At 60.2% G+C, this 19025-nt stretch carries 25 protein-coding genes; 13 read left to right on the top strand and 12 right to left on the bottom strand.

Features of this window, described 5'->3' with window-relative positions; all coding sequences use genetic code 11:
* Window positions 1-630, bottom strand: a 630-nt coding sequence (locus K0M74_RS12540; RefSeq protein WP_293972759.1) for a hypothetical protein, incomplete at its 3' end; no start/stop codon positions are given.
* A gap of 204 nt (window positions 631-834) precedes the next feature.
* Complete coding sequence (locus K0M74_RS12535; protein WP_293972756.1) at window positions 835-3270, bottom strand: outer membrane beta-barrel protein; 2436 nt, start codon at window positions 3268-3270, stop codon at window positions 835-837.
* 167 nt (window positions 3271-3437) lie between these two features.
* Between K0M74_RS12535 and K0M74_RS12530 the strand changes: the two genes are divergently transcribed.
* The gene (locus K0M74_RS12530; protein WP_293972753.1) at window positions 3438-3812 is read left to right on the top strand and encodes an SDR family oxidoreductase; all 375 of its coding nucleotides are present in this window, start codon (window positions 3438-3440) and stop codon (window positions 3810-3812) included.
* Window positions 3813-4048: 236 nt separating this feature from the next.
* Here K0M74_RS12530 and K0M74_RS12525 read toward each other — a convergent pair whose 3' ends face one another.
* From K0M74_RS12525 to K0M74_RS12495, 7 genes are all read right to left on the bottom strand, one after another.
* Entirely contained in the window at window positions 4049-4453 is a 405-nt protein-coding gene (locus K0M74_RS12525; protein ID WP_293972750.1) for a universal stress protein, read from the bottom strand.
* Entirely contained in the window at window positions 4453-4878 is a 426-nt protein-coding gene (locus tag K0M74_RS12520) for a hypothetical protein (protein ID WP_293972748.1), read from the bottom strand. Before K0M74_RS12520 ends, K0M74_RS12525 begins: the two co-directional genes overlap by 1 nt.
* A 101-nt stretch (window positions 4879-4979) precedes the next feature.
* Window positions 4980-5585 carry a carbonic anhydrase gene (locus tag K0M74_RS12515; protein ID WP_293972745.1) on the bottom strand — a complete coding sequence of 202 codons (606 nt, stop codon included), beginning with the start codon at window positions 5583-5585 and terminating at the stop codon, window positions 4980-4982.
* A gap of 191 nt (window positions 5586-5776) precedes the next feature.
* Complete coding sequence (locus K0M74_RS12510) at window positions 5777-6073, bottom strand: zf-TFIIB domain-containing protein (RefSeq protein WP_293972742.1); 297 nt, start codon at window positions 6071-6073, stop codon at window positions 5777-5779.
* A gap of 3 nt (window positions 6074-6076) precedes the next feature.
* A complete protein-coding gene (locus tag K0M74_RS12505) occupies window positions 6077-6256 on the bottom strand; it encodes a DUF465 domain-containing protein (RefSeq protein ID WP_293972768.1) in 180 nt (59 codons plus the stop codon).
* Window positions 6257-6488: 232 nt separating this feature from the next.
* Window positions 6489-7394 (bottom strand): hydrogen peroxide-inducible genes activator, encoded by a 906-nt coding sequence (locus tag K0M74_RS12500; protein ID WP_366932662.1) that lies wholly within the window; start codon window positions 7392-7394, stop codon window positions 6489-6491.
* Window positions 7395-7557: 163 nt separating this feature from the next.
* The gene (locus tag K0M74_RS12495; RefSeq protein WP_293972739.1) at window positions 7558-8271 is read right to left on the bottom strand and encodes an EAL domain-containing protein; all 714 of its coding nucleotides are present in this window, start codon (window positions 8269-8271) and stop codon (window positions 7558-7560) included.
* 781 nt (window positions 8272-9052) lie between these two features.
* On the opposite strand from K0M74_RS12495, the gene K0M74_RS12490 reads away from it, so the two are divergent.
* The 9 genes from K0M74_RS12490 (at window position 9053) to K0M74_RS12450 (ending at window position 14248) form a co-directional block, all read left to right on the top strand.
* Entirely contained in the window at window positions 9053-9259 is a 207-nt protein-coding gene (locus K0M74_RS12490; RefSeq protein ID WP_039580950.1) for a cold-shock protein, read from the top strand.
* 305 nt (window positions 9260-9564) lie between these two features.
* Entirely contained in the window at window positions 9565-9831 is a 267-nt protein-coding gene (gene infA, locus K0M74_RS12485; RefSeq protein ID WP_293972732.1) for a translation initiation factor IF-1, read from the top strand.
* A 217-nt stretch (window positions 9832-10048) separates the two neighbouring features.
* Window positions 10049-10411 (top strand): DUF6481 family protein, encoded by a 363-nt coding sequence (locus K0M74_RS12480; protein WP_293972729.1) that lies wholly within the window; start codon window positions 10049-10051, stop codon window positions 10409-10411.
* Between the two features lie 128 nt (window positions 10412-10539).
* Entirely contained in the window at window positions 10540-10797 is a 258-nt protein-coding gene (locus tag K0M74_RS12475; protein WP_293972726.1) for a hypothetical protein, read from the top strand.
* A 315-nt stretch (window positions 10798-11112) separates the two neighbouring features.
* Complete coding sequence (locus K0M74_RS12470; RefSeq protein WP_293972723.1) at window positions 11113-11484, top strand: cytochrome c; 372 nt, start codon at window positions 11113-11115, stop codon at window positions 11482-11484.
* A gap of 623 nt (window positions 11485-12107) precedes the next feature.
* The gene (locus tag K0M74_RS12465; RefSeq protein WP_293972719.1) at window positions 12108-12641 is read left to right on the top strand and encodes a GNAT family N-acetyltransferase; all 534 of its coding nucleotides are present in this window, start codon (window positions 12108-12110) and stop codon (window positions 12639-12641) included.
* A 68-nt stretch (window positions 12642-12709) separates the two neighbouring features.
* Window positions 12710-13126: a group III truncated hemoglobin gene (locus K0M74_RS12460; RefSeq protein ID WP_293972716.1), complete on the top strand. Its 417-nt coding sequence runs from the start codon at window positions 12710-12712 to the stop codon at window positions 13124-13126.
* Window positions 13127-13146: 20 nt separating this feature from the next.
* Window positions 13147-13863 (top strand): alternative oxidase, encoded by a 717-nt coding sequence (locus tag K0M74_RS12455; RefSeq protein ID WP_293972762.1) that lies wholly within the window; start codon window positions 13147-13149, stop codon window positions 13861-13863.
* A 64-nt stretch (window positions 13864-13927) separates the two neighbouring features.
* Window positions 13928-14248, top strand: a complete 321-nt coding sequence (locus K0M74_RS12450; protein WP_293972713.1) for a DUF1971 domain-containing protein — start codon at window positions 13928-13930, stop codon at window positions 14246-14248.
* Between the two features lie 226 nt (window positions 14249-14474).
* Here the strand turns inward: K0M74_RS12450 and K0M74_RS12445 are convergent, their stop codons facing one another.
* Window positions 14475-14933, bottom strand: a complete 459-nt coding sequence (locus K0M74_RS12445; RefSeq protein ID WP_293972710.1) for a hypothetical protein — start codon at window positions 14931-14933, stop codon at window positions 14475-14477.
* A gap of 97 nt (window positions 14934-15030) precedes the next feature.
* Entirely contained in the window at window positions 15031-15363 is a 333-nt protein-coding gene (locus K0M74_RS12440; protein ID WP_293972707.1) for a hypothetical protein, read from the bottom strand.
* A gap of 354 nt (window positions 15364-15717) precedes the next feature.
* Here K0M74_RS12440 and K0M74_RS12435 point away from each other — a divergent pair, with 354 nt between their 5' ends.
* The 3 genes from K0M74_RS12435 (at window position 15718) to K0M74_RS12425 (ending at window position 18400) form a co-directional block, all read left to right on the top strand.
* Window positions 15718-15882, top strand: coding sequence for a hypothetical protein (locus tag K0M74_RS12435; protein ID WP_293972704.1), 165 nt, complete (start codon window positions 15718-15720; stop codon window positions 15880-15882).
* A gap of 214 nt (window positions 15883-16096) precedes the next feature.
* On the top strand, window positions 16097-17710 hold the full coding sequence (locus K0M74_RS12430) for a bifunctional aminoglycoside phosphotransferase/ATP-binding protein (RefSeq protein WP_293972701.1): 1614 nt from the start codon (window positions 16097-16099) through the stop codon (window positions 17708-17710).
* Between the two features lie 399 nt (window positions 17711-18109).
* A complete protein-coding gene (locus tag K0M74_RS12425; RefSeq protein ID WP_293972698.1) occupies window positions 18110-18400 on the top strand; it encodes a hypothetical protein in 291 nt (96 codons plus the stop codon).
* Between the two features lie 209 nt (window positions 18401-18609).
* On the opposite strand, the gene K0M74_RS12420 is transcribed toward K0M74_RS12425, so the two are convergent.
* A complete protein-coding gene (locus tag K0M74_RS12420; RefSeq protein WP_293972695.1) occupies window positions 18610-18846 on the bottom strand; it encodes a hypothetical protein in 237 nt (78 codons plus the stop codon).
* Between the last annotated feature and the right edge of the window lie 179 nt (window positions 18847-19025).

Below are 19025 nucleotides of genomic sequence, written 5' to 3'. Positions count from 1 at the left end.
GGGGGTGGTCCCGCCCCGCGGGCCCGAGGCGGGGGTGGTGAGCGCGGGCGCGCTGTTTAGCTCCGCCACGACCCCGGCGGCGCTATTGGCGATAACCGGGGCGGGCGCGCGCCCGACGTTGAGCCGGCCCATTTCTACTTCGATCGCCAGCGACGGATCGATCGGCGCGCCTTCTGCATCGAGCGGGATCAGGTTGCCGTTGGCGTCAATGGGCTGCACGAGCCCGGCCGCATTGAGGACTGGCACGCCGTTCGCATCGCGCAAAATGACATACATGTCGCCGTAAAGGTCGCCGCGCGCGCTGCCGGCGTCGCCTGGCTTCTCGCCGCGGTCATTCTTTCCGCCGCCGCCGCCGGCCCAGACCGGACGATCCGAATCCTCCTCTTCTTCGCCGTGCGGCTCGCCGCTCGACCCTTTACTGCCCTGACCGGCAGTGGACGGCTTTCCCGAGCCGTGTTCGGCATCAGCAACGTCGCGGAAGATATCCTCCATGCTGCGATGCCCGCGCGCGTCGGATGCTTCGCCGGGTGCGCGCGTCTTGCCGCCACGCTGTCCAGAACTCCCATGATCCGTCTGATCGCTTTCCTGATGATCGCTGCCGCCTTCATGGCTGCCATGCTCCTGAGCCATTGCCGGGACTGGTGCTATCGCAAGCGCCATGCCTGCGCCGCCGACCAGAAGTGCCGCGCTTGCGGCGGCCGTCCGAAAACTCTTCAAGAGACGTGTACGAACAATCATTTCAGTTTCCTTCTGCGTTTGGAGTTACCTATATTCAGACCCTTGGGGCAGGGCGCCGAACCGGCCAATGCGTGTTCTCCCCGTCCGCGATTCTACCTAGAGCCGCCACGAGAGCCCGGCGCGGAACAGTGTCTCGGAATGGTCGAAATGGTCCGTGTTGCGGCCATATTCGACGTCGTATGATGCATAGTCGGTGATCGTGTAATCGAGCCGCAGGCGTGCCCGGGGGCCAAGCCCGACCTCGATGCCGCCACCGTAACGCACGCCGGTTCGCGTCTCGAGCGAGCGGACCGCAAGCCCGCTGGTCGCATAATCGATGTCGAAGCGAGTGCGCACGACGCCCACCCGACCGTATATCAATGCCGCATCGCCAATCAGCAGCCCGGCGCGCGCCGTACCGCCGAAGGAATAGTCATGCTCGGCCGAATAGGTCCGGCCATTCGCTTCGCGTTCGATATTCCAGTTTATGGCCGAGATGTCCGCTTCGGCCTCGAGCCCGAGATAGCCGCGGCCAATCATAGTCCCATAGCCACCATATAGTCCCAGCAAGCCGCCCCGGCTGGCGCGCGTAACGTCGAGTTCGGTTCCGCCGCTGCGGACGCCCTGGTTGGCGGTGACGAGAGATCCGTGCCCGATCTGGAAGCCCACATAGGGGCCATCGAAGCGCAAGGGTTGCAGCTCCTCGGTCGCTGCCGCGACCTGCCCGAAGCGTATCCCGCCGCCGACACGAAACTGTGTTTCGTTCGGCGAGAAATTGTCGAAATTGCCGCCCCCGGTCGGCACGTCGAAATCTTCCTGCGAAGTGACGAGATATTCGGCGCGCACGAAGCCTCGCCGCCCCGCGCGCGCTTCGACGCCGAAACCCGCCGAGAATCCGGTTTGACGTTCGGCCTGCGAATAGGCGCTGGCGCCGTGTGTATAGTCGGTCCCGAACCTGGTCGAGGTGACGCCGAAACGTGTGTAGATGAGGTCGCTGTGGGGCGTTACCCATCCGGCGCGCGCGGATAGTCCGACCGCATTGTCCTTGCTCATCGAGAAGACACGGTCGGCGCTATGCCGCCAGTCGGGCCCGGCAAGCGCCGCTTCGGCTTCGATGCCCAGATAGAGTCGGCCCGCGAGAATGCCGTACCCCGCCACCGCAACGACGCCGCCGCCCATGTCGCCGAAATCCGCGGTGTTGCTCCCCGGTCCCCGCGGCCCGTCAACGCCGGTAATCAGCGTGCCATGGCTGGCGAGCAGACCGACATAGGCGCCTCCGGGTGTGGCATCCCCCCAATCAACACGCGGCGGATCGCCGGTATAGCGAGGGCGCAGTTCGACGCCCAGACTGATCCGGAAGCGGTTCTGGTCGTAATCGAACCCCGCGGCGTTCGAACTGCGTTCGGCATGGCTGTAATCGACACCAAGATAGATATGCCGGCTCAGCCATTGGCGGACCCACAGGTCACCGCCGATGACAAATTCGCTTCGATCAGCGCCGACATAATCATAATTGGCGCCTGAAAGTCCGATGCCGGCGGTAAGCCGCGGCCCGACATCGGCGCGCAGCGTCAGACGGCCCGATGTCGTAATGTAGCCGGACGCGCCGGGGAGCGTCGTTTCCTCGATGCTGCGATCGAGCCGGAACGAACCGCCGAGGCCTTTGTCGCCCGACCAGTCGATAACCGCCCCGATATCCCAGCTGTCGATATCGGGGAGTCGGGGATCACGGTAATCGCGCCGCATCCAACCCGCGAACAATTCGGCGCTCCACGCATCGCTCAATTTTCTCCGAACGCCAGCCGCAATGGTGAGACCTTCCGAGTTACGGCGATAACCCGCGTCGTCGGTTTGCAGATCATAATCGCGCCAGTCGGAGGCCCCTTGCAGGAACAATTCCGTTCCGGATGCCAGCTGGACCCCGCCGCGCGCGCCGATTTCTCTTTGGAGCCGATCGCGGTCGTCGTTGTTGATTGTGACGCCCGCGCCGGGCACATCATCAAAATCAAGGCCGGTTACCGTCCCCGCGAGCCGCCCGGTGAAATTTCCGCTCGAACCAATAAGCCCCAGATAGCCAAACCCGCGCTGATAGCGGGTGGGTTCGATCCCGCTGACCGCATCGGGCGACGCGCGGCTTTCATGATCCCACCGCCATTCGGCGCCGGCGGTCAGCGATAATGTTTTCGACAACGCGGCGCGGGCATCGCCGGCCAGCGACCAGTCCTCATAATCCTCGCTAGACAGGTCGGCGTACCGCGCAATTTCGCCCGCACCGCGAACGGTCAGTGACGTGTCGCCGGAGCCCAGCCTCAGTTTCAGGCTCGGTCGCACGATCAGATAGAAATCGTCCTGCTCGCGATTGCGCGTGACATAGATATTATCGTCATAGCCGGCCGCAACCTCGAGCCCGGCGTCGAGCCGGTTGCTGACTGGAGCTGTCGCGACAGCGTCCGGTGATGGCCGGTCAGGCGCGGCGTTTTGCGCGAGTGCGGGCACCGTCAGCCAGCTTGCCGTCGTAAGAAACAAAATCTTGAAACCGTTGGGAATATGCATTGTTGCCCCGCTTGGAAAACCATCCTGAGCACTGCGCCTATGCGGTTGCTGCCACTCCGGCTTTACGTATTGATCCTGATGGGAGTCCCGCTGGCAGACGGACAAACGCGGGCTGATCCATCTATCTAGCGTCGCAGCGATCGGTCCCGGCTATTCGCCGACGATTTATGCTGTCGCCAAAGCGGGTGTTTTGCAGCTCCAGATGTACCGCGACCGACTTAGCCCGTTACGGCATTCGCGTGAATGCGGTACAGCCGGGCTTCATCAACACCAACATCTGTGCGTCCGTCCTCGATATGCCGAAGGAGCAGTTCGAGCAGTCTAAAGTAGCGATTGCGCAGATGTCGCATCACGTCCAGCCAGTTGCACGGGCGGGGCTGCCCGGCGATATTGCGGAAGCATTAGCGTTCCTGTGCAGCGAGCAGGGCAGTAACATGAATGGGACTTCGATGATCGTTGACGGCGGGCCGACCATCGGCCCCCGCCACACGTGGGATCGGGCCACGCCCGGACTTATGGAAGCAATTTACGCCCTCGCTTGATGTGGCGCGACTAACGAAGAGCGAAAGTCCGTAATCGCCAAAATCCGCCAGTTAAAAATCGTTTAGAGTTTCAGACGCCGTCAGGCGTCCCCCGCCAGTTCACAATCAGCAAGCAATTGGCCCACTCCGATTGGAGGCCCCATTGTCGTGCCGACGAGATTTATTCAAAAATTAAGCTGGCCGCAGAGGCCCAGGTTGGCGGGCTATACCTGCCGCACCAGGAAGACGGGCGCACACTAATGCGACAACAGGACAGGAAGCTGTGGATTGTCCAAAATGGTTCTTGTCACACCGCCCAGCACAAACTCACGCGCCCGCGAGTGACCGAAAGCTCCCATGACAAGCAGATTGGAGGCGTGACGCTGGCAAAAGGCCTGGATCGTCACTCCCGCGTCGCCGCCTTGCAGCGGAAGTTCGATCGCTTCCGCTTTCAGACCATGAAGCGTCAGGTTGCGAACGGCATCGGCGGCCGAAGCCGCGCGGGACAGGTCTTTATCGCCCACAATCTGCACCACCGAGATAGACGCAGCCGTGCCGACTAGCGGGAGCGCGTCGGCGAGTGCCCGCGCTGCCACGCGGCTCCCATCCCACGCGATGGTAATCCGATCGAACTTCAGTCCTGACGATTTGAGTTCGGGCATCAACAGGACGGGTCGCCCGGATTCAAACACCAGCCCTTCAGCGAATATTCCATTGCCGCATATGGGTAGATCGGGATTATCGACAGGTCATAGGTTCTCGCCCGCACGGCAAACTGCGTGTGGCTGAGGGGCGAGCGAATATCGATGGCGAACATTTCGCCGATCGATTCCGGCGGAACATGCGACCTGAAGCTTTCTCCGAGTGCATCGGCGTTTGCGGAGCTCTTCCTGTTTTCCTCCGCGACGATCCCATCAATGTTCACAAGCTTGTTCGCGAGCCAATTCGTCGCTTGCGGGATATGAACTCTGCAGACGCCGAGTGACAAGCGTGCAGCGAGACTGACCGATAAGCTCGCCGCCTGCTCAATCGCCCAAACGGGGGTCGGGTCGGGGTGGGTGCTGGCTTGCAATAAAATGTCATGCACATTCACTTCCCTTCGGTGTCATATCGAGCGTCGCTTTTTGCATGCGGTGAGGCTGGCTGTGGATCCGCAGTTTCACGAGGCGATGCCAGAAGCTGCCGACCTCATGCGGCAGGGACATCGAAAAAATCGACCGCCCCGCTTGCGAGTTCGTAGTAAGCGCCGACGACCAGCAGTTCTCCCCGCTTTTGCGGATCGAGAATGATCGGTGACGCGTCTTCGCGCAGTTCGCGTACCACGTGCCGCACATTCTGCCGTACCGCTGCTTCGACGCAGCCGTCGCCGCGGATTCCAGCCTCGAGAACGGCTGGGATGATTGGCTGGATCATCTTGCCGATGTTGCCGGGAAACCGGGCATTGTCCCGCACGACCGCCATAGCGGCCTGGACCGCGCCGCATGCCTCATGTCCCATGACGACGATCAACGGGACACCCAGGACCGAGACTGCAAACTCGAGGCTGCCCAGCGCCGACGTGTCGAGCGTGTTGCCCGCGTTGCGGACAATGAACAGTTCCCCAAGCCCGCGGCCGAACAATAGCTCGGGCGGCACCCGGGAGTCCGAGCAGCTGACATAGGCGGCGAACGGCGACTGTCCCGCTGCCAGACGCAGCCGAACCGCCCGATCAAGCGGTGGTTGCAGGAGATCGCCACTGAGAAAGGCGCCATTGCCCTCGCGCAGCACGGCCAAGGCTTCTTCAGAATTGATCATGTTTGCACCACCGCGACGGTCAGAACTGCAGACGTCGTCACCCAGCCAGCACATATGGCTAACTTGAACTTGAAAAAGCTCACAATCGCACTCCTAGCTTCACCCGTCGTGATCGGTTCGACGCCTGAACAGCCCGCTGGGCAGGCGGGTGGCGAAGGAGCCCAGCTCCATCCGCTTGTGGGCTGCTAACGTCAGTCGAACAGCTCAGATAAGAAGGACTTCTTCCGCTTGTCGGGCCGGTACCGGTAGTCGTCGTCCCTGTGATAGCCATGCGGCCGATAGCCTGGACTGGAACGCGGCGTCTCCTGCGGCGGCGGCGCAGCCTCGCGCACACTGCGCTCGATGATCTTGTCGAGCTCGCCGCGATCGAGCCACACGCCGCGGCACGTCTGGCAATAATCGATCTCGACACCCGCACGGTCTGACAGGGTGAGCCCCGTCCGGCAAAGCGGACAGGGCATTGCGGCGACGTCGGCTGCGCTACGCATCGTTCAAGCCACCCCTTCTGGACGAGAGCGAATAAGGCGGTGCAGGCGGTCCTTCACTGCGAGCTTCAGCTTCTTCAGTTGCAGCAGGCGAAAGGGGTCGGGTGCTCGCCGCTTCTGCTCGCGGCGAATTTCTGCGTCGAGCCGACTATGAGCTAGCGTCAGCCGGTAAAAGAACGGATTCATTCTGCCTCTCCAATCGATGGTTTGATCGATCGGCCAGCGCTCAACCTCCTCGTCAGAGCGTGGAGATTGGCCTGGGCCGATGCGGTCCGACATCGCGGCTGCTTGGAAAGGCAGCCACCAGAGGGGCCCGGTCCGCGAGAGTGATATTGCGCGGATCACCGATAGAAATCCAATTGGATTTCGCCGTCGACTCGATAGATGGTGCCTATCGCGTGTCATTCTCGTTCAAGCCTTAGCCGAGCAAGTGCTGCGCTTCCGTTCCGATCCGTTCAGCAATAAGGCGGTATGCATCACTATAGGCCGCTCCCTTGCGCCAGGCGGCGGCAATCGTGCGGGTGAAGTTCCAGCCCTTTATATCCAGAACAGCCGAACCTTCCCGTCCGAGCACGTCGGACCGAATATAGAGTTCAGGCAGCACCGCGAGTCCAACTCCGGACACGGCCATCTGATGGATGCTGTCCAAGCTGGTGCCTTCGTAATCGCGTAGCAACTCCATTCCGAAGCCGGAACAGATTTCGGAAACCTGGCGATGGAGGTGATGACGCCGATCCAGGCAAAGCACTTGCAGTCCGGCCAGATGATCGACGTGAAGGGTTCGCTGTGCAGCCAGTGCATGGTCGGACGCCGCGACGAGCAGGAGCCGCTCGTCAAACAACGGCGCGAGTTCCAGGTCGAGGCCGTCAATCGGGAGGGGACTCAACAGCATGTCCAGGTCCCCACGCGACAGTTCGAGCGCCTGCTCCTGGGGAATTCCATCGCGGATATGGAGACGCAGATCGGGCTGCTCGCGATGAAGTGCGGCGACGATCGGCGGCATCAAATAGGGGCCCAAAGTCGGCGTCACGCCGAGACGAACTGTGCCGACCAGTCGTTCGCCCGCGCGCCGCGCCAGATCACGAATATCCCGCACTTCGACGATGAGCCGCCGGGCCCGGGCCGTAATCTCGCGGCCGATCGGAGTGAGCTGCGACCCCGACGCGTGCCGCTCGATCAAAATGACCCCAAGCCTCGCTTCAAGCGCATGCAACTGCTGACTCAAGGTCGGTTGCGAAACATTGCAGGCCTGCGCAGCACGACCGAAATTATTAAGGTCCGCGACTGCAACGAGATATTCGAGCTGACGTAATGTGGGCATCATCGGACCTTGCTGACAACCACTTAACTTACAACGGTTTCAATTTCACGTCGTGGAATTGTTTCGCAAGGTGGCTCGCCTTGACGAACACAAGCTGAACTCGATTGCTGGCGTCCTAAGGTAAACTCGTACAAACAGCATGGCGCCCGCTTTCACAATGACATGGCTACGCTGTGCGCCGGGCTTGGGTTAGGGAGAGCGAAATTGGCGGTAGGGCCTCAAATTTGGGCTTCGCGAAATAGAAACCCTGAACGTACCGAACGCCCATTGTTCGCAATGCATCGAGCTCCCCTTCAGTCTCGATCCCCTCGGCGATTACCGTCACCCCAAGTGAAGCACACATTTTGACAACGCCGCCGACGATCATGCGCCGAGGCATGCTTTGATCCAGCCCCCGGATCAGTTCCATATCCAGCTTAATGATGTCTGGTTGGAAGCGAGCCAATAAGTTCAAACCCGCGTGCCCAGCACCGAAATCGTCCAGCGCGGTTCCGAACCCCATTTGCTGATAGGTCGCGATAATGTTGGCCACATGATCCGGATCAACCATTTCCTCGTTTTCGGTAAATTCGAAGATCAAGCGGTTGGTGGGGAAGTCAACTTTCTTCGCAGCTTTGAGCGTCACTTGGATACAAGCCGCAGGCGAATAAACTGCATTGGGCAAAAAGTTGATCGAAAGGCGCGTGCCCGTCTCGATCAAACCCGCCGCGGCGGCTGTTTCGATCGCTTTGACTCTGCATTGCTGGTCAAATGCATAGCGATTGCTTTCCGATACTTGCGACAGCACAGTTGCCGCACTTTCGCCAGCAGGTCCGCGAACCAGTGCCTCGTAGGCAAACGGAACGCCTTCGAGGATGTCAACTATCGGCTGGAAGGCCATAGAAAACTGAAAGTCGACCCCTGCGCCCTCACGGCACCCGACACACTGAGATTTGGAAATCTTTGTCACGCCCTTGCTATTACAGCTAAATCTTAAGAAACTGCGCGACCAATTCCATTCTGCATAATGCCGATCCGGGCAGCTTTCATTGTCGTCTCATTGCGGCCTGCTCGTCCGCATTTGGCCGGCATCAGCTTCGCGGCGGCTGACGAGGTGACCGGTGGTTCCCAACAGCCGAAATGGGGTGGCGAGCTTTCACCTCCCTTCGTCATTCCGGGCTTGATCCGGGATCTCGCTTCTTGAAGCGACCACGGACCTTCACGCCGGGCGACGACGCGGCCAATCGCGGCTATTTGGCAGCGCAATCACCGATCTCCAAAGCTTCCGTCTATTTGGCCTGCGTTGAGCCCGTGCCCTGTCACTGGATTGCGCTATAGCGTCTCGAAGCCTCTTTCTGTCGATTTCTTTCCCGCTTCCAACCGGAAAACGATGGACGCCTTAAGCGCAATGTACCGAAAAAACCCGCCGTAATGGCTGAATTCTGTTGCTAATTCGCGGATATCAACGGTCCTTTTGCGCAAATAAACGGATCACCCTTCTGCCGAAAAACCGGAATTAGCTTTCAATTTTTGAATGAACTGGTATTAGGGCTGTGCTTACGTCGCATGCGACGGATAATCGGCAGCTTTATGCCATCCCTTTATCCCTTTCTAGCACTATTGAAGCCGGGATGCGTCGCTGTTGGCGCATGCCCGTCATACTTGGGATAAAGGATACCCATATGACTACCGGAACTGTGAAATTTTTTAACGCCGACAAGGGCTATGGCTTTATCGCGCCGAACGATGGCGGCCAGGATGCATTCGTGCACATCTCGGCCGTCGAACGTGCCGGTATGAGCACGCTCCAAAAAGATCAGAGCGTATCGTACGAACTGGAGACCGATCAGCGCGGCAAGACCTCCGCCGTGAATCTTCAGGCTGCATGATCTATTGGCGGCGGGCTGCATTGCACCCGCTGCCATTTATCTGTGCCTCAGTAACGTCGCGCGTGTCCTGGGCGAGTGATGGCCGGAAAATCCGCCATACGCCGGTACGCTCTCATTTCGCTTAGGCGTATGGCCCTCTGGCCCCGCCAACAACGATCGATGAGGCGTCTTGTCCATCTTCTCGGTGACGTCGGGCGCCGGAGCAATCCCACTGTCGTGTCGAGCATCGGCATTACGCTTGCCCGCATCATTACCGCTCCCAGCGTGACAAGCGAAGCGAGGCACCCTTTCGGAATTCAAAGCCTTTGGCAAAAGAAGAACTGCTGACGATCGAAGGTTTCATCGAGGAAATTCTTCCCGATGGACGCTTCGCCGTCCGGCTCGACAACGAGCACAAGATTATCGCCTATACGGCCGGCAAAATGCGAAAATTTCGTATTCGCTCGGTCGTGGGTGACCGAGTGCATCTCGAAATGACTCCCTACGATCTCTCCAAGGGTCGGATTGTCTTTCGTGAGCGCACACCCGGCCAAGCTGGCCCGGCGAAACGGCGCAACAATTTCAGAAAATAGATAAGCGCGGCCCATGCCGCGCACCGAGGACAATATGCATAATTCAAACGGGGGTGGCTACAGCTGCCCCATGACCGAAATTTTCACCGACGACCACTCGGACCGCCGCGCCTCGGCGCAACAGAATGGCAATGGTCAGTTGGCCACGGAAGATCTTCGCCTGCTCGTCGCCGCAATGATCGACTGAGCGCGATAGCAAATGCAAAAGGTACATATAATGAAAGGTTACAAAGAGCCGAGTTTTCAGGACCGCATGGCCGTGGCCCAAAGTGCGAAAAACAAGGCGCTCGCAAAATTGAACAGCAGGGCGCCGGTTGATCCCGCTGAACAGGCTCGCCGCGTGGCAAACCAGGCCGCCAAGGACGAAGCGCAGCGGATCAAACGCGCCACTGTCCAAGAGGCGAAGCAGGCCGCTCGGGCGACTAAGGAATCTGCACAACTGGCCGAGCGTGAAGAGGCTCGCCTGGCCGCTGAGACGGCGCTTGCCGTACCGCCGCGTTTCCAAGACGAAGCTGAACTGAAATCAGCTCGAGATGCGCGTTACGCGGCACGCAAGGCGCGCAGAACGGGACGATCCTGAAGATATCCCGACTGGCGTCGGGAAAGACTCTGATCGTCGCTGGATGATGACAGCGATCCCGTCATTGCTCCCGACCAGGCCCGTCAACCGCGCTCTCGTGTCGAGAGACGGGAATAGAAGGATTACAGATGAATGATATTCCCGGCCTTGCTCCAACGAACCTCATCGAGGCTCACGAGGCATCGGACGTTTCCGCGATCAATGGAATTGTTAGCCTCGCCAACATCCTGCGCAAGCGCGGCCTCCTGAACGACGCTGAGGCTTCAGCCATGTACGAAAGCATGAGCTTGCCGCTCGGTTTGCCAAAATATGCCGAAAACCCCGATGTCCAGGACCTTCAGGCTAATCTTGACCGATTGTTTGCGGTGGTAATGGAACCCAAATAGCAGGGGAGGGGTGGCAGCGTCCGAGCTTGGCAGCGCAGCCATCGGCTACGCAGAATCGTTGTGGGAGCGGTGCAGCGAGCCGGGGGCGATGATCAAGCGGCCTCCAGATCCTTGCCTCGAGTTCGAGCGTCTGGCGGGCCATCCGATAGCGGACATCGAAGGCAAGAGCTGGCGCGCGCTGCCGGGGTAGCGGCACCTGCGGATGGATCGGAAAAGGCGACCTACTGTTTCTCAAGCTATGGCATCGACAGCTTGGCAACAATGCCGGATAAGGCGTAGCAACGGTTCGCTACCCGGCCCCCAGAAAGGCTCGCCATGCAATTTTCACGAGCATTCATCATTTTGACAACCGCCCTGCTGTGCGCCTGTGTGCCCACCGAGAGGGAGTTTGCAGGTCCAAGCACTGCTGCCCTTGCGACCTCCGCGCAAACGCAGGATGCGCTCGCGCTTTCTTTTGTCGAAGAGCAATGTAGCGGTTGTCATGCATTGCGCCCGGGAGTTGAGACGCCCAATCCGCAGGCGCCCAGTTTTGTGGCGGTCGCGAATGACATGGGGTTCGATCAAGATACGCTGCGCGAGTTTTTTCGCGATGGACACGACACGCCGGATGCGATGTCGATCATGTTGACCAGAGAAGAGGCTGAGCTGGCCTCCGCTTACATTATGTCACTTCGCTCTCCCCGCTGAAGACGCGAAGGCTCTGGTCAAAATTGACCGAAATGGAGCAGTTCAGGCGAACCATGGGAAACGCCCGAGGCTTATTGGAGAACGCAGCATAAGTCCGAAATTGATTGAGCGGGGCCAGGACGGCCATCCGATATCTCATCGCCCCGGACCGGAAATTCGGCGGGTTTAGGAGAAATTGCTGCGCGCGGCTTGGGAAGGTGGTTCCGTCCGGCCTGAACGAAGAGGGTGGGCGCGCAATTCGGCTGAACGAAGGCGATCGGCGCCGCTCAGGGCGTATCAAGCGACATCGTGAAGTGGGTCCGGGGGCGACACGTAAAACTGGTCCACCCCGGGTTGTTAAGCGGCGTTTCGTTCCAACATGTCAGCGCAGCCAATTTCCTTCCATCCTCACCGGGCAACGAAATTCGGCCGACCCACTTTTCGCGACGGAACAGGGCAAACCGCTTCGCTTCGAACTCTTTTACCATGCTGCACGATGGTGTCCGGCCGCGGGACAGCCCCCGAAAACTGTCCCGCGCGACGTCGGAGGAATAAGGGGAACTACGGATAGGGCTGCGCCTCGCTTCGGTTCAAAAGCGTCTCGAAATATCCGACAATGACCGCCCCGCATCGAAAGGACGAAAATGAACATCCAAAGCTGGAGCGGCGACCTTACGACCCGGACGGGGTTCACATTTCATGTTCGCCCGATCAGGTCGAACGATGAACCGGCGCTCGCGGAACTGTTCACGCATGTAACGCCTGACGATCTGCGGTTCCGCTTTCTCTCCGGCCTCAATAGCATTGGCCATAACCGTTTGGCCGCGCTGATCGATGTCGATCATCGGCAGAAGGAAAATTTTCTCGCGCTTGCCGAAGATGGCACGACGGCCATCGCCACCGCGATGCTGGCATGTGACGACGCGATGGAGACGGGCGAGGTCGCGATTAGTATCCGGTCAGATTACAAGGGGCGCGGTGTGAGCTGGAAGTTGCTCGAACATGTCGCGCATTTTGCCGAGGCGGCGGGTGTGAAGACGCTTCAATCGATCGAAAGCTACGCGAACCACGCCGCGATCGAGCTGGAACGCGACATGGGCTTCACCGCGCGTCCCTATCCGGGCGATGCCACGCTCGTGCTCGTCGAACGAAAACTGCCGCTTCCGGTCGACGCGTAGACAAGCTTCGCCGGTCGGGAGCTGGCAGGACGGCCCTCCATTTGAAAATGATAGAAAAGGACCGGCATGTGAAACTCAGCGATGAGATTAGCGAGGCGCAACCCGAGCGCCTGATACCAAGTTTTTACGCGCGCGTTCGGGACGAGGCGCTGATTGGTCCGGTGTTCGATCGCGCGATCGGCGACTGGCAGCAGCATCTGGGAAAGCTCGTCGACTTCTGGTCGTCGGTGATGCTCACCAGCGGTCGCTACAAAGGCAGTCCGGTGGCCGCGCACCTCAAGCAGCTGCCTGAAATCACGCCGCCGATGTTCGATCGCTGGCTGATGCTGTGGACCGAGGTCACTGCCGACATGTTGCCGCCGGCCGCCGCCGCCGCGCTTCAGGACAAGGCGGCGCGGATCGCCGAAAGTCTCAAGCTTGCGCTCTATTTTCGCCTCCCGCCGATGCCCGCAAACCCGCTCCGACCGGCCTACACCAAGTCCTGAAAGGACTTAAAATGACGAATATGATTCTGGTCCCCGACAAGCTCGCCCTTGCAACCGAACGAAATGTCCAGCCCGCAGTGCATCACCAGCCGAACGGGTTTTCCGATCGGTTCGCGCTCGGCTTCACGAAACTACTCCGCTTCAGCGCCGACAGATTGTTCGCCAAGCGCTACGGCCACCGCGCAATCGTTCTCGAGACGGTCGCCGCGGTGCCGGGCATGGTAGGCGCGATGTTGACCCATCTGAGCTGCCTGCGCCGGATGCGCGACGACGATGGCTGGATCCGGACTTTGATGGAGGAGGCCGAAAACGAGCGCATGCATCTCATGACCTTCATCGAGATCGCCAAGCCCACCTGGTTCGAGCGCATGATGATCCTGTCCGTCCAGGGCGTGTTCCTGGTCGGCTTCTCGATCCTTTATCTCGTCTCCTCACGGACCGCTCACCGCGTGGTCGGCTATTTCGAGGAAGAAGCTGTGACCAGCTATACATTGTACCTCCAGGAAATCGACGAGGGTCGATCGCCGAACGTCCCCGCTCCTGCCATCGCGAAACATTATTGGAAGATGGCAGACGATGCGAAGCTACGCGATGTCGTGCTGCTGGTGCGCGCGGACGAAGCCCATCATCGCGACGTCAATCATGGTTTCGCGAACAAGCTGAATGGCCAGCCTGACGACCCGGCGTTGGTGGCAGCTTATCCGGACCACGCTTCCGAAATCCGGCTGCATGTTTGAGATGTGTGGAGGATCGCGGACCTCCGCTGACCGACGCGCCTCGGGCGCTGACGGCGCAAGGGTGATGGGCACCCCTGCACCGTACAGGAGCACCCCCATTTTTGACGAAATCACGCTTCCGGCGGGGCTGCGCCGGGAGCATCGAACAAAGGTTGGTGTGTGGGGCGTCATTCGGGTGCTCGAAGGCCGGCTTCGCTATCGGGTGCTTGACCCTGTCTCGGAAATCATCCTCGACGCCGAGCATCCCGGCATCGTCATTCCGGACCAACCCCACTTGGTCGAACCGATTGGCCCAGTCCGGCTTTGCGTCGATTTCTACGATCAAGAGCCTCAACTGGAAAAATCGGGGGCCCATGCCCTTCATCCTGGATTTCGCAACGAATAGCTGTGAACACGGATCAAACGACCCGCATGCGTAATTTCGGTCGCCCAGTCGTCTGACCGCTTTCGGGCGGGTTTGCCCGTAATCAGCAGCGCGGAATCGAGATTTAACGGCAGTTTGGGTCTTTGCTGTTCCCTGCCGGGCCGCGTTACGATGAACGGTCGCTATCGGCCGGATTCACGAGCAAAGGCAAAACGGATGAACCAGGCAATGATCTCATGGAGCTCTTTCAGGCGAGCCGCAACGGCTGTCTAGAAAGAGGCCTCTCGAACCGCTGCTTTTCAGTCAGTTCGTGGATTTTTGCAGCGAGCCGCTCCTCCGCCTGATCGCCATGTTGACGCTCCGCGTTGCGCACTTCCTGCCAGACGTCTTTTCCCGCGTGCAGTTTCACCTGAAGCGATCCTCGAAAGCTTGGCTTGCCGAGGCCAAAACCTAGCACATCATCTACAAAAAGGGAGTCCACGGCCGCGTCAGGGTCGGCGCCAGTCGGTCCCCATTCCGACAGACATGAAGAACAGGCGAGGAGCAATCCCTTGAAGGGCGATATCGACCCTGATCTGATGACGATATTCGGTTTCGGCGAGGAGCAACCGGCGAGAAGCGCGCCGAGCGCCGTGGACAGCCCAAAAAGCTCATCGCAGCGTGCAAAGGCAAGGCGCCGCGCTAAAAAGAAGCCGGTGGCTTGCAAAACCGAAATCCCTTCACCGGAAGACAGCTTGGGAATAACCGCTTTGGTCCCGAAGCGCGAACATGACGTAATCGCGGAAGCGTGGGCATAGACGTCCCTAAGGTGTCGTTCTGCTGGTAACATAGAGAGTGCCGTCGGGCATGACCTGGATCAAATGGGCCGTGCGGTCCTCGCACTCTGCCCTCCAGGTCGGAGCCTTTTCATTTGCATCGACAGGCTCGGATTTGGTGACCGTCTGGCATGGCAAACCGGCATCGCGGATCGCACGAAAGAACAGCGCCTTTCGCCGCGCCTCAGGCAGCGCCTTGACCTCGGCGATGTAGTCCCTGTCTGCGCTCAGGTCTGAACGATCGACCTCAGCAGGCTTTTCGTCGGCCGCCTTGCATCCGCCAACCGATATCAACGCGATAACCATTAATAATTTGCGCATGGTGTTTCTCCAAGTTTCCGGCACGATGGTCGTCCAGCGAGCTTGCGACTATGCGTAGATCCCCGGATCATCCCGGCGCATCCCAGCCTTGGATCGAACTGTCTGACGCAGGACTTGGCGGAGCGGAAGGCATGTCCTGGACAGGACATGGATGCGTCGACCGCTGAACAGTGCTGCAACTGCTTTCACATCCTCCCCGACGAACGCTGCCCCGACAAACGCTGGCGTGCTTGGCGACATATTTCGAGATCCGAGGATTAAACAGTAGATGCCCGCGCTTTCGATTTGGTGGTTCGACAAGGTCGGTATCGGTGACAGCGTCACGGCGGGCAGCAAAATGCATCGCATGGCGAAATGATGCGCGCACTCTCGATCAAGAGCGTCTGGATTCCGGACCGTTCTGCGGTCAGCGCCGCATATCGCGACTCTTTCGCCTCCGATCGACTCGAACTCGGCATCCGCGTGGAGCTCGACGTTATGATGGTCTGCCGTCTTCGGGTGATGGAAAGCCGCTTATGATGCCCCCCAACCCACAAGTCTGAGACCCTGTATGGCCCTAAGCATGACTTCAATGGGCAAGACATGGATCGAACACTGTTCGAATGCAATTCGCGATGATGCAGATGCCATTGGTAGCATTCCCGATGGCGTGGTCGTTTGGCGATGCCGTAGTTCAGGCAACGCGCTGCTTGCGGAGTGAAGCGTCGACCGCGTCGGGAAATGCCGATCCGTAGTGGGGCGTGGCCGCGACTGTGTCTCAGCGCGATCCCGCATTACGAGGGCAAAATCAAAGATGACCACATTTGGCAGTCAAAGCGACGTTATCGCATTTCTTTCAGAGCCCTCCGCCTATGGCGTGAGCGACCTCGTCAAGCGGATCGACACCCATGCGGCCATCATATTTCTCGCTGGCGATCGCGCCTACAAGCTGAAGCGCGCGGTGCGCTATCCCTATCTTGATTTTTCGTCGGCGGAAAAGCGCAGGTTGGTTTGCAAGGCCGAGCTGGCGCTTAACCGCCGGACGGCACCCGATCTGTATCTCGAGGTTTGCTCTATCGGACGTTTGGATGATGGCAGCCTCGCGCTTGGCCAAGGTTCGCCGGTAGATTGGCTCATCGTCATGCGGCGCTTTGCAGCAAAGGATTTGTTGGACGCGATGGCACGGGAAGGGCGACTTGAGCCTAAACTGTTGCGCGAACTCGCCGATGGGATCTCCCGGTTCCATGAGCTCGCAGAGATTGAAACGCACCACGATGCCGTGGGCAGGGTGCGGTCGGTCATCGAGGGCAATCGCGTCAGCATGGCGAAGCTGCCCGGCATGCCGCTCGCTGCGTGTGACCGCGCACGGCTCTTCACGTCGAGCCTTGTCCTGCTCGACCAGCTTACGCCCTTGCTCGCGCGGCGCGGTGAGGCGGGTCTCGTGCGCCACTGTCACGGCGATCTGCACCTCGGCAACATCTGTATGTGGCAGGGCAAGCCAGTCTTGTTTGATTGCCTCGAATTCGACGCCGGGCTCGCCACAAGCGACCTGCTTTACGACCTCGCCTTCCTACTGATGGATTTGTGGCAGCGCGGCCTGCGCGACGAGGCGTCGCTCGTTTTCAATCGATATTGCGATCGGCGTGCCGAGACCGACGGGCTGGCGGCGATGCCGCTTTTCCTTTCGATGCGCGCCGCCGTGCGCGCGCATGTCGAAGCCCGCGGCTCCGACCTGCAACCGGACGTGAAGGGAAGGAAGGACAAGCTCGTCACCGCGCGGCGCTATCTCGCGTCCGCTGTCGGTTTCCTCGATCGCCCTGAGCCGCGTCTGCTCGCCGTCGGTGGCCTCAGCGGAAGCGGCAAATCGACGCTCGCCGCGCGCCTCGCGCCCCGCATTGGGACCGCGCCCGGCGTGCGGCTGCTGCGCACCGACATGTTGCGCAAGCGTCTTGCGGGGGTCGATCCCGAAGCGCATTTGCCCGAAAGCGCTTATACGCGGGAGACACATGACGCGGTGTACGCCGCACTGCTGGAAGAGGCACGGAAAACTCTGGATGCGGGGTGGCCCGTGATCGTCGATGCGGTATTCGATTTTCCCGCGACCCGCGCCCAGGTCGAGGCGCTCGCTCGCGCGGTGGCCGTACCCTTCTCCGGGCTGTGGCTCGATGCACCGCGCGACCTTCTTCATGCCCGCGTTGGAACGCGCCGCGGCGATGCGTCGGACGCCGGACCCGCTGTGGTGGATAAACAGCTAGAGCGTGATGTCGGTTTTCTGGGCGACTGGCAGTGCGTGGACGCCCGGGGAGACGCACAGCAAACGCTGGAGCACGCCATCGCGGCGCTCGGGTCGGAGTGCCCCATCGGATAATCTTTTAAACTCGGTCTGCTTCAGAGACAATTTTCTCAGCCCTGGCCCACAGGGTCGGCTCATTCTGGATCATCTGAGCGCGTTTCCCCGTCTTCGCCGCGACCGCAATTGCCGGCGCAATATACAGCAAGCGGGTTCCACCCGACAGTCGCAAGTCGCGTTCGATGTGACGGAAAACCGCTTCGATCGCGGCCGGCGTCGGCGATGCCGATCGCGCGATCGCCTCGATGAGTTCGGGTGGAAAAATCTGCACCTCCGCACCTCCACCCGTCGGCCGTCCATCCATCGCGGACTTTTCCTGGTCGGCCAGGCGGCCGGGCGCGCCATTATGCCTGCGGTACGAAAAACCAGACCGCGACAACAAGAGCGAGGCACAGAAGCAGAAACCAGAACCGGACCTTGGTGTTTCCGCGCGAGGATCTATCCTGTTTCATCGCGGGCTCCTTCGAAACGCCGTTTGATCATGACCGCAGGCGGATAAACCTTCGCAGCGCAAGGACACCGACCGTCAACGCGGGAACGAGCGCTGCGGCCGCCTGCACCTTGGGCCGGCTCGCGGCTCGCCGCAGCCGCTTGCGCATGGGGCGCGAAACGCCGACGGACGTCATCGCTTTTGTCAAATTGAAATATGACATTTTCGCCTCCTTGATCACCAGCCTGCCTATGCGCTCGGGCATCCGCGTCACGTAATACGTAGATGTCACAGGAGCCGCGGTCTGCGGGTTCCAGCCTTGGGTAAATTACCCATGGGCGCGCCATTTTCTGCCTGATCACATTGCTGACCGCCCTCGCGGCAGTCCATACGAATGCGACTATCGGCCAGTTGGTCGACGTGGGATCGCGAGATCGTCCGCACAGGCGAAGTAGCGCGTAGCGGATGTCAGCGCGGTAGCACTCGCTCACGCCGAGAAGCTCAGCCACGCCGGGCGGAAGATAAGGAGCAAGCCAAGGGCGAGCATGACTGTGCCGCCGACGAGCCGCGCCCCACGCGCATCAACGAGGCGGTTTCCTGCCATGCGCAAGGTCGTGAGGGCGATCACAACAACCAGGCTGTCGTCGGCGAGAAATACGCCAACGTAAAGCGCGATATAAGCATGATATTCGAGCGGGGAGGCGCAGCTTCGCTGCCTTCCCATGATTGCGCGCTTCGGCCGGCGGCCCTGGGCCCATTTCTGCCGGCTTTGCATCGATTTCCGATGCGGTAGGCAGCGAGCAAATCGGGACAAGCCTCCGCGCGACAGGCCGCGATCAGGACGATCGTCTGCAACCGCGGATCGAACTCGGGGGGGGGGCGCCCGGCCCCACCCGACCCCCC

This window comes from Sphingopyxis sp. (assembly GCF_019459305.1).
Lineage (GTDB): Bacteria > Pseudomonadota > Alphaproteobacteria > Sphingomonadales > Sphingomonadaceae > Sphingopyxis.
This window is presented reverse-complemented; position numbering and strand designations above follow the sequence as displayed.